Annotated in this window: 7 protein-coding genes; 6 read left to right on the plus strand and 1 reads right to left on the minus strand. The window is 63.6% G+C overall.

From position 1 onward, the window contains the following. Positions 1-12 precede the first annotated feature (12 nt). Both RC54_RS07465 and RC54_RS07470 read left to right on the plus strand, forming a co-directional pair. Positions 13-3,249 carry an efflux RND transporter permease subunit gene (locus RC54_RS07465; protein WP_058894801.1) on the plus strand — a complete coding sequence of 1,079 codons (3,237 nt, stop codon included), beginning with the start codon at positions 13-15 and terminating at the stop codon, positions 3,247-3,249. A 22-nt stretch (positions 3,250-3,271) separates the two neighbouring features. Continuing rightward, positions 3,272-4,801: an efflux transporter outer membrane subunit gene (locus RC54_RS07470; RefSeq protein ID WP_061789089.1), complete on the plus strand. Its 1,530-nt coding sequence runs from the start codon at positions 3,272-3,274 to the stop codon at positions 4,799-4,801. Positions 4,802-4,807: 6 nt separating this feature from the next. Here RC54_RS07470 and pabB read toward each other — a convergent pair whose 3' ends face one another. Further along, positions 4,808-6,637, minus strand: a complete 1,830-nt coding sequence (gene pabB / locus RC54_RS07475) for an aminodeoxychorismate synthase component I (protein WP_061789090.1) — start codon at positions 6,635-6,637, stop codon at positions 4,808-4,810. Positions 6,638-6,803: 166 nt separating this feature from the next. Between pabB and RC54_RS07480 the strand changes: the two genes are divergently transcribed. The 4 genes from RC54_RS07480 (at position 6,804) to RC54_RS07495 (ending at position 12,605) form a co-directional block, all read left to right on the plus strand. Beyond that, positions 6,804-8,207 (plus strand): MFS transporter, encoded by a 1,404-nt coding sequence (locus RC54_RS07480; RefSeq protein WP_061789091.1) that lies wholly within the window; start codon positions 6,804-6,806, stop codon positions 8,205-8,207. A 22-nt stretch (positions 8,208-8,229) separates the two neighbouring features. Next, positions 8,230-9,138 (plus strand): DMT family transporter, encoded by a 909-nt coding sequence (locus tag RC54_RS07485; protein WP_061789092.1) that lies wholly within the window; start codon positions 8,230-8,232, stop codon positions 9,136-9,138. Between the two features lie 26 nt (positions 9,139-9,164). Continuing rightward, complete coding sequence (locus tag RC54_RS07490; protein WP_061789093.1) at positions 9,165-10,151, plus strand: magnesium and cobalt transport protein CorA; 987 nt, start codon at positions 9,165-9,167, stop codon at positions 10,149-10,151. Between the two features lie 336 nt (positions 10,152-10,487). Continuing rightward, entirely contained in the window at positions 10,488-12,605 is a 2,118-nt protein-coding gene (locus tag RC54_RS07495; protein WP_061789094.1) for a TonB-dependent siderophore receptor, read from the plus strand. Positions 12,606-12,607 lie beyond the last annotated feature (2 nt).

The following is a 12,607-nucleotide window of genomic DNA, read 5'->3' on the forward strand; positions in this document are numbered from 1 at the left end:
GCGGAGGCACGCATGAATATCTCGCTTCCCTTCATCCAGCGGCCCATCGCCACCACCTTGCTGACCATCGGCATCGCCCTGGCCGGCATCGTGGCCTTCCGCCTGCTGCCGGTGTCGCCGCTGCCGCAGGTGGATTATCCGACCATCTCGATCTCGGCCTCCATGCCCGGCGCCAGCCCCGAGACCATGGCCGCCACTGTGGCCACGCCTCTGGAACGCGCCATGGGGGCGATTGCCGGGGTGACCGAGATGACCTCGACCAGTTCGCAGAACTCTACCCGCATCACCCTGCAATTCGATCTGAACCGCGACATCGACGGCGCCGCACGCGACGTGCAGGCTGCGCTCAATGCGGCGCGCAACCTGTTGCCCACCGGGATGCCGAGCAACCCGACCTATCGCAAGGTCAACCCGGCTGATGCGCCCATCCTGATCCTGGCCATGACTTCCGACACCATGACCCAGGGCCAGATGTACGACGCCGCCGACAGTATCGTGGCGCAGAAGCTGTCGCAGGTGCGCGGGGTGGGGCAGGTCAGCGTGGGCGGCAGTTCGCAGCCGGCGGTGCGCATCGAATTGAACCCGACTGCGCTCAACAAGTACGGCATCGGCAGCGCCGACGTGCGTACCGCCGTGGCCGCCACCAATGCCAATCGTCCCAAGGGCTTGCTGGAGGATGCCGACCGCAACTGGCAGATCTATGCCAACGACCAGGCCAAGACTGCCGCCGAATATGCGCCGCTGATCGTCTCCTACCGTAACGGCACGCCAGTGCGGGTGCAGGACGTGGCTGAGGTACGCGACTCGGTGGCTGATGTGCGCAATGCCGGTTCGGCCAACGGCAAGCCCTCGGTACTGATCATCATCAATCGCCAGCCCGGCGCCAACATCATCGATACGGTCGATAACGTGCGCGAACTGTTGCCGCAGTTGCAGGCCTCCATCCCTTCGGCCATCGATATGAAGGTGGTGCTGGATCGCACCCCCACCATCCGTGCCTCGCTCAAGGAAACCGAATTCACCCTGATGCTCTCGGTGGCGCTGGTGATCATGGTGGTGTTCCTGTTCCTGCGCAATGCGCGGGCCACGCTCATTCCCGCGGTGGCGGTGCCGGTCTCGCTGATCGGTACCTTCGGCATCATGTACCTGGCCGGCTTCAGTCTCGACAATCTCTCGCTCATGGCCTTGACCATTGCCACCGGCTTCGTGGTCGATGATGCCATCGTGGTGCTGGAAAACATTTCGCGCCACATCGAGGCCGGCATGAAGCCTTACCAGGCGGCGCTGCTGGGGGCGCGCGAAGTGGGCTTCACGGTGCTGTCGATGAGCATCTCGCTGATCGCTGTGTTCATTCCCATCCTGATGATGGAGGGCATCGTCGGGCGTCTGTTCCGCGAGTTCGCCATCACCTTGTCGGTGGCTATCCTGGTGTCGCTGGTGGTGTCGCTGACTACCACGCCGATGATGTGTGCGCAGTTGCTGCGCCATGATCCGGCCGCCGATGAGGCGCGCCGCCAGCGTCGTCATCCCTGGCTGCAGAAGATCGCCGACCAGAGTGCGGCGATCTTTGCCGACATGCTGCTGGCCTATGAACGTTCGCTGGCCTGGGCCTTGCGCGCAGCACCGCTGATGATGGTGATCCTGGTGGCCACCATCGCCTTGAACGTGCATCTCTACAAGGCCATTCCCAAGGGCTTCTTCCCGCAGCAGGATACCGGTCGCCTGGTGGGTGGTATTCGCGGTGACCAGGCCATTTCCTTCCAGGCCATGCGCGCCAAGCTCAATGAGTTCATCGACATCGTCAAGGCCGATCCGGCCGTCTCCGATGTGGTGGCCTTTACCGGCGGGCAGCGGCGCAATGGGGGCTTCATGTATGTGACGCTTAAACCCCTGTCTGAACGAAAAGACAGTGCCGACAAGGTGGTGGGGCGGTTGCGCATCAAGACCGCCAAGGTGGCCGGTGCGCGGGTGTTTCTGGTGCCGGTGCAGGACATCCGCATCGGCGCGCGCCAGAGCGATTCGGAATATGAATATTCGCTCAAGTCAGACGATGTCGGCCTGTTGCGCATCTGGGAACCCAAGATCCGCCTGGCCCTGACCAATCTGAAGGAATTGGAAGATGTCAGCAGCGACCAGCAGGACAATGGCTTGCAGACCACCCTGACCATCGACCGCGAAACTGCCATGCGCGCCGGAGTGACGCCGCAGTTGATCGATTCGACCCTCTCGGACCTGTTCGGCCAGCGCCAGATCTCGACCATCTACAGCGGCATGAACCAGTACCACGTCGTGATGGAAGCCGCGCCCAAATACTGGCAAAGCCCGGAAATCCTGCGCGATACCTACGTCAGCCTGGCCGGTTCGTCCAATCTGTCGCCGACCACCTCCAGCCTGTCCACGCCTCCGGCGCTGTCGGCCTCGGGCCAGTTGAATGCCAATACCGGCCTGGCGCAGACCCTTTCCACCGCGCCCTCGAAACAGGTTCCGCTGGCCACCTTTGCGCGCTTCGAGCCGACTACCACGTCCCTGGCGGTCAACCACGATGGCCAGTTCGTGGCCTCCACGCTGTCGTTCAACCTGGCCGAGGGAGTGTCGCTGTCGCAGGCGACTGCCGCCATCGACCGCGCCATGGCGCAACTGGGGGTGCCTACCAGCGTGCTGGGTACCTTCGCCGGCACTGCCAATGCCTTCCAGTCGTCCACCTCCAGCCAGCCGATCCTGATCCTCACGGCCTTGCTGGCGGTCTACATCGTGCTGGGCATTCTGTATGAGAGTCTGATCCATCCCATCACCATCATTTCCACGCTGCCCTCGGCCGGGGTGGGAGCGCTGCTGGCGCTGATGCTCACCGGCACCGACTTCAGCCTGATTGCCCTGATCGGCGTGATCCTGTTGATCGGCATCGTCAAGAAGAACGCCATCATGATGGTGGACTTCGCCATCGATGCCGAGCGCCATCGTGGGCTCTCGCCGCGCGACGCCATCTTCGAGGCCTGCAAGCTGCGCTTCCGTCCCATCATGATGACCACCATGGCCGCGCTGCTGGGCGCCATTCCGCTGGCCATCGGCCATGGCGATGGCGCCGAGCTGCGCCAGCCGCTGGGTATCGCTATCGTGGGCGGGCTGGTGGTGAGCCAGTTGTTGACCCTCTATACCACCCCGGTGGTGTACCTGTACATGGAGCGCTTAAGCAGTTGGAGCAAGCGCCGCTTTGGCCGCAAGAACAAGACAGAAACCTCGGCGGCTTGAAGCTGCCGCCATGGAGAAACGCATGACGCAACCACATCCGTTCAAACTCAAGCCCCTGCTGGCCGTGCTCCTGGCCAGTTGCGCGCTGGCCGCCTGCTCGGTCGGCCCCGATTACGTGCGCCCGCAGATGGACACCGGCCCGGCCGTGTTCAAGGAAGGCCAGAACTGGAAACCGGCCCAGCCGCGCGACCTGGCCGCCGATGGCAAGTGGTGGGAAATGTTTGGCGATCCGCAATTGAATGCGCTGATCGCGCAGGTGGATATTTCCAACCAGAACCTGGCCCTGGCTGAAGCCAATTTCCGTAGCGCCGTGGCGCTGGTGCAAAGCTCGCGCTCGGCCTATTCGCCTACGCTGTCGGCCTCGGCCGGTGCCTCGCGGGCAGGCTCGGGCTCGGCAGGATCCTCTTCCGGTAATGGCGGCTCGACCAATGGTGCGAGCTCCGGCGGTGTGCGCAATTCTTATACCTTCTCGCTCACGGCGGCCTGGGAACCCGATCTCTGGGGCAAGGTGCGGCGCGACGTCGAGTCCAGCCAGACCAGCGCCCAGGCCAGTGCCGCCGACCTGGCCGCAGCCCGCCTGTCGGCCCAGGCGCAGGTGGCGCAGGACTACCTGCAATTGCGCGTGCTGGACGCCCAGCAGCAATTGCTGGAAGACACGGTACAGGCCTACCAGCGCTCCTTGCAGGTCACGCAGAATCAGTACGCGGCGGGCATGGTGGCCAAGTCCGACGTGATCCAGGCGCAGACCCAATTGAAATCGGCCCAAGCCTCGGCGCTGGACAATGGCGTCACCCGCGCCCAGGTCGAGCACGCCATCGCGCTTCTGGTGGGTAAGACGCCGGCCGAATTCTCGCTGCCGCGCCGTCCCTTGACGGCGGTGGCGCCGCCGGTACCGCAGGGCATCCCCTCGATGCTGCTGGAACGCCGCCCCGACGTGGCCGCAGCCGAACGTCGCGTGGCCGCAGCCAATGCCAAGATCGGCGTGGCCAAGGCGGCGTATTTTCCCAGCCTGACCTTGTCGGCCTCGGGCGGTTATCAGAGCTCTAGCTTCTCCGACTGGTTCACGCTGCCAGGCCGGGTATGGTCGCTGGGGCCGCAACTGGCGCAGACCATCTTCGATGGCGGTGCGCGCGCGGCGGCCACGGATCAGGCCATTGCCAACTATGACGGCACGGTGGCGACCTACAAGCAGACGGTGCTGACCGCCTTCCAGGACGTGGAAGACAACCTGGCCGCCTTGCGTATCCTGGAGCAGGAGGCGGCGGTACAGCATGAAGCCCTGCTGGCGGCGCGCCAGGCGGTCACGCTGGTGACCAACCAGTACAAGGCCGGTACGGTGAGCTATGTGAACGTCATCACGGCCCAGGCCACGGCGCTGTCGGCGGAGCTCACGTCGTTGAACATCCTCAACCGCCGCATGGCTGCCAGCGTCTTGCTGGCCAAGGCGCTGGGCGGGGGCTGGGATGAACATAGCCTGGACGATCTGGGACCATTGGAGCAGCAGACGGCAGACAAGGCCAAGGCGCTGAAGGAAAACGCGGCCTTGCGTTGAGCGGGCTTAAGGCCTGACCAGGATGGCCGGCAATGCACCACGCAGCGCATTGCAGACCACGATCTGCTGCGCACGCAGCAGGTCGGCGCGGGTGATGATGGCTTCTACCGCATCCCAGGTCGGATCGGCCAGCAAGACCTGGCGCATCACGCCGGGTAGCAGCCCCGCCGCCAGCGGCGGCGTGCGCCAGCGACCGTCGATGTGGACCAAGACATTGCTGCGTCCACCCTCGGTCAATTCATCCCGTTCATTGAAGAACAGCAGGTCGAAGCCACCGCGTCGTTCAGCCTCTTGCCAGGCGGCGTCGTAGCGGGCGCGGCGCGTGCTCTTGTGGCGCAGGAAGAGCTCGCTGCTGTCGGTGGCGGTGTCGGCCAGGAAGACCTTGACCGGACCGGTCAGAGGTGTGAGCGGTGCGTGCTGGAGCGTGATGCGGCCCTGCGCATCCAGCGCCAGGCGCAGGCGGTGTGCCTGATCCACAGGCAAGCCGGCACAGGTGTCGGCCAGTTGCTGGCGGATCATCGCTTCGTCGAAGGCAAAGCCCAGCGCGCCGGCCGAGGCTTGCAGGCGTTGCAGGTGCAAGTCCAGGTGACGGCAAGTGCCGTGGCTGGCGTGCAGGGTTTCAAACAGGCTGAAGTCTTTTTCCAGCCCGGTCAGGAAGGCCGCTTTCAACTGGCATTCGGCAAATTCGGATGCGGCCTGGCTGTCATGGACGATGCCCGCACCCACACCCATCACGCCGCGTCGCAAGCCTTGTTGCGGCGGCTGCAGTTGCAGCGTGCGGATCGGTACCGACAGGCAGAAGTCGCCGATGGCATGAGAGCCCGCACGTGGCGCATCGAACCAGCCGATGGCGCCGGTATAGAGTCCACGGGCTTCGGTTTCCAGTTCATCGATGATTTCCATGGTGCGGCGCTTGGGGGCGCCGGTAATGGAGCCGCAGGGGTAGAGCGCGGCCAGGGGATCGACCAGCGTGGCCTCGGGGCGCAGCCGGGCATGGATGGTGGAGGTCATCTGCAACACCTGACCGTAGCGGCTCACCTCGAACAGTTGCGGCACCTGCACCGAACCCGGTAATGCTACGCGGCCCAGGTCATTGCGCAGCAGGTCAACGATCATCAGGTTCTCGGCACGGTTCTTTTCATCGGCGGCCAGTGCCTGGGCGCGCTGGGCGTTGAGCGTTTCTGCATCGGTTGCGTCATCGGGCAGGGCGCGCGCGGTGCCCTTCATGGGCTTGGCCTGCAACAGGCCATCCCGGTGCGTGACGAACAGTTCCGGTGAGCACGATAACACCATGCCGCCCTGTTCATCGCGCAGCAGCGCCCCGTAAGGCACCGGCTGGCGCGCGCGCAGGCGGCGATACAGACTGATCGCATCGCCATGCACATCGAAATGCAGGCGGTAGGTGTAGTTGACCTGGTAGGTATGGCCCGCGGCGATGTAGTCGCGAATGCGATCGATGGCGGCACTGAAGCTGGCTTGGTCCACGCTGCTGCGCAGATGCACGATGTCTGCGCTGTCACCCTCTGCTTGCGCGGCCAGCCAGTCATCGACCTCGGCCGCAGTGAGGCGCTGGCAGCGGCTAAACAGCAGCACGCGCGCCAGCGGTCCGGCCAGTGGCCGATGCGGCAAGCCCTGCAGTGCCGCCCCCAGTTCATAGCTCCACAGCGCCACCGCGTGTTGCCCGGCGGCCAGTGCTGTCTGCATCTCGGCCAGCAGGGCCGGGAAGTCCTCCGCCTGGTGGCAGGCCAGCGTGCGCAGATGGCCGCTGTACAGGCGCGAGCGCGGATCGGCCGGGCTGGCCAGGTGGTCGTCGAGGAGGGCGAAGCAATCGGTCATGGAACAGGCAAGCTAAAGCCGGCAGGGCGGCTGGATGCAATCGGGGTCATTGGCGGCGCCTGCCATCGGCCGGGAAGCAGGGCGCAGCCGGCAGCATGATAGCGTAAAAGGTATACTTGAAGGCTTGCCACCGATCAGGCGGCCTTTCCGCTCCCGACATACTCCCATGCGTATTCCCCGCACCTTCATCATCCCGCTGATCGTGGCCTGTGCGCTGTTCATGGAACAGATGGATTCCACCGTCATCTCCACGTCGCTGCCGGCCCTGGCGCTGGACATGAAGGTCGATCCGATTTCGCTGAAACTGGCGTTGACTTCCTACCTGGTCAGCCTGGCGGTGTTCATCCCGATCTCGGGCTGGATGGCCGATCGCTTCGGTTCGCTCACCATCTTCCGTGCGGCTATCTGCGTGTTCATGCTCGGCTCCATCCTGTGCGGCATGTCCTCGACCCTGCCGCAGTTCGTGGCGGCGCGTTTCCTGCAGGGCATAGGTGGCGCCATGATGGTGCCGGTGGGGCGGCTGGTGATCCTGCGCAGCGTGGAAAAGGTCAACCTGGTCAAGGCCTTGTCCTACCTGACTATTCCCGCCCTGTTCGGCCCCGTATTGGGGCCGCCGCTGGGTGGCTTCATCACTACCTATTTCCATTGGCGCTGGATCTTTTTCATCAATGTGCCGATCAGCATCCTCGGCCTGTACCTGGCCACCCGCTTCATTCCCGATCTCAAGGCTGAGCAGGTTTCGCCGCTCGATTTCAAGGGTTTCGTGCTGTCGGCGCTGGGGTGTTCGCTGCTGATGATGGGCCTGGCCACGGCCGGTCGGCACCTGGTCTCGGGCGATGTGGCGCTGGCTTGCGTGGTGGCCGGCACGTTGTTCCTGGCGGGCTATGTCTGGCACGCACGGCGCGCTGCGGCGCCGCTCATCGATCTGGCGCTGCTGAAGATCCCGACCTTGCGGGCCGGTGTGTTCGGTGGCTCGCTCTATCGCGTGGGGATTGGCGCCATTCCCTTCCTGCTGCCGCTGATGCTGCAACTGGGCTTTGGCTATACGCCTTTTCATTCCGGCCTGCTCACCTGCGCCTCGGCAGCCGGGGCGATGTTCATGAAGACCATCGCCGCGCGCTTTTTGCGCCGCTTCGGTTTTCGCCGGGTGCTGCTGGTCAATGGCGCGCTGGGGGTACTGGGGCTGTGTGCCATCGCCACCTTCACCCCCACCACGCCCTATCTGCTGATGGTGCTCATCCTCTTGATCGGTGGCTGCTTCCGCTCGCTGCAGTTCACCAGTCTGAATGCGATTTCCTATGCCGATGTCGATAACCTGCGCTTGAGCCAGGCCACCAGCATGGCCAGCGTGGCCCAGCAATTGTCCATCGGCATGGGCGTGGTGCTGGCCGGCTTTGCACTGCAGATGTCCAATGAAATCCAGGGGCACAGCGAGCTGGTGGCGCAAGACTTCTGGCCGGCCTTCCTGGTGGTGGCTGCGGTGGCGTCGCTGGCGCTGCTGATGCTGCGCCAGTTGCCACCCAATGCCGGGGCCGAGATGGCCGGGCAGGAAGAGAACAAGCCGGCGTAAGAGGTCGGCTCAAAGGAGAACGATGCGCAGCGACCTGTCCTACAAGAGCCTGTGGTTTCCCCTGGGCGCGGTGCTGATCTGGGCCGGCAATACCGTCATCAGCAAGATGTCGGCCGGGGTCATCGCGCCCGAGGATATTTCCTTCTATCGCTGGGTGCTGGCGGCCTTGCTGATGTCGCCCTTCCTGGCGCGCTCGACCTGGGCGGCGCGCGCGCAGATCCGTCCGCACCTGGGCAAGATCCTGGTGCTGGCGCTGCTGGGCATGGTGTTGTACCAAAGCCTGGCCTATTTCGCCGCAGCCACTGCCTCGGCCACCAGCATGGGCATCATCTCTTCGCTCATGCCATTGATGACACTGGTGTTGAGCATCAAGCTGCTCGCCGAGCCGCCCACCGTGGGCACGCTGGTCGGCGGCATCCTGTCGCTGTTCGGGCTGGCGGTGCTGATCGGGCGCGGTCACCCGCTGGCCTTGTTCGAGCAGGGCGTGGTTGCGGGTGATCTGCTCATGCTGGCCGCCACCGTGGCCTATGGCCTGTATGGCGTGATGCTGCGGCGTTGGGCGCTGCCCTTGCGCACCTGGCAGTTGCTGTATCTGCAGGTGTTGATGGCCACGGTGCTGCTGTTTCCCGGCTTCTTGCTGGGGCATCATTCGCCCATCACGCGGGCCAATCTGCCCATCCTGCTGTATGCCGGCATTGGTGCTTCCATCATTTCGCAATTCCTGTGGATGCGTGGGGTGGTTCATCTGGGCGCCAGCCGCTGCGCCATTTTCGTGAACCTCATGCCGGTATTTACTGTCATCATCGCAGTGCTCGCGCTGGGCGAGCCATTGCACGGCTATCACGCCCTCGGCGGCAGCATCACGCTGGTCGGCGTGATCCTGGCCCAGGTCTTCAAGCAGCGCCTGCGGTGGCGCGCACCAACCGTCTGAACCCACAAGAACAGGAACAAAGAGACATGATCGATCCCGCCATGATCGTCAATTGCACGGTCTACAAGAAGGGCAAGAAGCTGCGCGAGATCAGCCTCGATGAAATCAGCGACGTGCTGGAAGAGGAGGGTACCTTCGTCTGGCTGGGCCTGTTGGAGCCCAACGTCGAATTGATGAACAAGATCAAGGAAGAATTCTGCCTGCACGAACTGGCGGTGGAAGATGCCTATGCCGCCCACCAGCGGCCCAAGATCGAGGAATACGGCGATACCCTGTTCGTGGTGCTGCACACGGCGCAGTTGGCCGGTGGTGAAGTACTGTTCGGCGAGACCCACATCCTGACCGGACCGCGCTTCGTGGTCACGGTGCGGCATGGCGCCTCGCGCAGCTATGCCAAGGTGCGCGAGCATTGCGAGATGCTGCCCGAGCGCCTGGTGCGCGGCCCCAGCTTCGTGCTCTATTCCATCATGGACTTCGTGGTGGACAACTATCGCCCCATCATGGACGACCTCGAAGCCAAGTTCAGCCAGTACGAGGAACAGCTCTTCAACCCCGGCACCATCAGCGGCAAGGCCTATCTGCAGGAGCTGTACCAGTTGAAGCGCCAGCTGATCCGCCTGCGTTCGGTGGCTTCGCCCTTGCTGGACGTGTGTACGCAATTGCTGCGTTTTCACGAAGGGCTCATCACCAAGGATGGCAAGGCCTACTTCCGCGACATCTACGACCACGTGGTGCGCTTCATCGATACCGGCGATCGCCTGCGTGAAATGGTCGAGTCGGCGGTGCAGATCAACCTGGCCCAGGTCACCATCCACCAGAACGAGATCGTGCAGACCCTGGCCGGCTGGGGCGCCATCCTGGCCATCCCGACCATGATCTTCAGCCTCTACGGTATGAACTTCGCGCATATGCCGGGGCTGGCCTGGCAGTGGAGTTTCCCGCTGGTCCTGGGCGGTATCATCACCGCCTGCACGCTGCTGTGGCGGCGGTTGCGCAAGGCCGGCTGGCTCTAGGCCAGTTTCTTTCCGGGCGCTTGCTTCGCGCTGTCGTCCCTGCGACAACTTGTCGCAGGAGGGCGGCTCGCTTCTCACTTTATACTGTGCGCCGCACTGTATCGGTGCTGTATTGCTGCTTTATGGCTGCTGTACTGGCGCTGTGCGGGTCATTGTCAGTCTTGATGGTAGTGCTCCAGCACCAGACTTGCTTAATAAATGAGAGTCATTCTTCTTGATAAATGCAACATTGTTGCATAGAATCCCGCCCTGACCTGACCGCACACCACGGTCCACATTGCTGCGGCTAGGTAGCCACGTACCGGCCCGCAGTACAACAACATCACAAGGGAAAAGATGAACATGACCGCACTGCGGCTCGCCGTGCTGGGCGCGCTCGCCATGGCCCAGGGCCTGCCACCAGCCTGGAGCGCCGACGCTACTACCGGCAGCGACAGCGGGCTGGGCCAGATCGTCGTCACCGGCACTGGCGAGCGCCAGCAATACCGCCAGAGCAGCACCTCCAGCGCCACCCGCACCGAGACGCCGCTACAGGAATTGCCGCAGTCGGTGCAGGTGGTATCGCGCCAGTTGATCGATGATCTGGGTGCCCAGCGCCTGGACGATGTGCTGCTGTATGTGAGCGGGGTGGCCAAGCAGAACAACTTCGGTGGCCTGTGGGATAACTATTCGATCCGCGGTTTTTCCGGCAGCGATAACGGCGGCATGAATATCCTCTGGAACGGTTTCGCCTCCAACCGCGGCTATGCGCCGCCGCGCGACCTGGCCAATGTGGAGAGCGTGGATTTCCTCAAGGGACCAGCCGCAGCGCTCTACGGCAACAGCGAGCCCGGTGGCACCATCAACGTGGTCACCAAGAAGCCGCAGTTCAAGCGCGCCAATGCGCTGGACCTGTCCATCGGCAGCAACGACAGCTACCGCAGCAGCATCGATTCCACCGGGGCGCTCAACAGCGAGTTGGCCTATCGCCTCAATGCCGCCGTCGAGCGCCGGGGGAGCTGGCGCGATGATATTCACAGCCAACGTGAATTTTTTGCACCGGCCCTCACCTGGGTACTGTCTGACAGCACGGTGCTGAACTATGAAGCTGAATTTTTACGCCAGAAGGTGCCGTTCGATCGCGGCATCGTCGCCGTCAACGGCAACCTGGGCGTGCTGCCGATCTCGCGCTTCCTGGGCGAGCCGGGCGATGGCGACGTCAAGATGGACAACCAGAACCACCTGCTGACCCTGGAGCATCGCCTCAACGACAACTGGCACTTGCGCACCGGCGTGTTCCACAAGGAAGGTACGCTGCAGGGCTATTCCACCGAAGCCTCGGCGCTGCAGGCCGACAACGCCACGCTGCGCCGCCAGCGCCGCTATCGCGACTATGGCTGGCATGACACCTCGCTGCAGTTCGAGCTGGGCGGCAAGCTCACCACCGGTAGCGTAGGGCATGAGGTCCTGGTCGGTACCGAGCTGGACTGGATGACGCTGGACCAGCGCATGTTGCGCGTGAACCCGACGACGGCAGCGCCCTATGCGATCAATATCTACAACCCGGTCTATGGCCAGCCGCTACCCACGCCGAGGGCCAATACCGATACCAGCGAACGCCAGAGCAGCAGCGCCTTCTACCTGCAAGACCAGATCAGCCTGACGCAGCGCTGGAAGCTGCTGGCCGGCATTCGCGCCGATGCCTTCAGCTCCACCCTGAACAACTGGCGCACCAGCACCCTCACCCGCCAGGACAAGAACGCCTATTCCCCGCGCCTGGGCCTGACCTATCTGTTCACGCCGTCCTGGTCGGCCTATGCCAGCGCCAGCAAGTCCTTCCGTCCCAATAGCGGCAGCGATATCAATGGCCGCGCCTTCAGCCCCGAGACCTCGCGCGCGGCCGAAGTGGGTCTGAAGTTCCAGAGCGCGGACCAGCTTAGCGGCGCCACCCTGGCGGTGTTCGATATCACCAAGCAGAATGTGCTGACCGCCGACCCGAGCAATCCGGCCTTCTCCATTGCGGCCGGCGAAGTGCGCAGCAAGGGCGTGGAGCTGGATGCCAATGCCAAATTGGGCCACCACTGGCGCTTGACCGGCAACCTGGCCTATACCGATGCCTATGTGAGCAAGGACAACACCCTGGCCGTGGGTTCGCGGTTGCTCAACGTGCCGCGTGTCTCGGGTAGTGTACTGGCGGTGTTCGAAGATGCCCTGGCAAGTGGCTCGCCCTACGGTATCGGTGGTGGCCTGAACTATGTTGGCGACCGTACCGGCGACCAGGCCGGCAGTTTCAAGTTGCCCGCTTATCTGACCGCACGCGCATTGGCCTACTGGCAGATGACGCCGAAGATGAAGCTGTCGCTGGACGTGGATAATCTCTTCAACAAGCGTTACTACAGCAGTTCCTACAGCAGTGTGTGGATCATGCCGGGCAACGAGCGCACGGCCACGCTGGCACTCAATGTCAAGTTCTGATC

The organism is Herbaspirillum rubrisubalbicans, assembly GCF_003719195.1.
GTDB lineage: Bacteria > Pseudomonadota > Gammaproteobacteria > Burkholderiales > Burkholderiaceae_D > Herbaspirillum > Herbaspirillum rubrisubalbicans.

Bases quoted from the DNA above. Each gene is read 5' to 3' on its own strand.
- RC54_RS07465 (WP_058894801.1), top strand. From the start codon at position 13: ATGAATATCTCGCTTCCCTTCATCCAGCGGCCCATCGCCACCACCTTG.
- RC54_RS07470 (WP_061789089.1), top strand. From the start codon at position 3,272: ATGACGCAACCACATCCGTTCAAACTCAAGCCCCTGCTGGCCGTGCTC.
- pabB (WP_061789090.1), bottom strand. From the start codon at position 6,637: ATGACCGATTGCTTCGCCCTCCTCGACGACCACCTGGCCAGCCCGGCC.
- RC54_RS07480 (WP_061789091.1), top strand. From the start codon at position 6,804: ATGCGTATTCCCCGCACCTTCATCATCCCGCTGATCGTGGCCTGTGCG.
- RC54_RS07485 (WP_061789092.1), top strand. From the start codon at position 8,230: ATGCGCAGCGACCTGTCCTACAAGAGCCTGTGGTTTCCCCTGGGCGCG.
- RC54_RS07490 (WP_061789093.1), top strand. From the start codon at position 9,165: ATGATCGATCCCGCCATGATCGTCAATTGCACGGTCTACAAGAAGGGC.
- RC54_RS07495 (WP_061789094.1), top strand. From the start codon at position 10,488: ATGAACATGACCGCACTGCGGCTCGCCGTGCTGGGCGCGCTCGCCATG.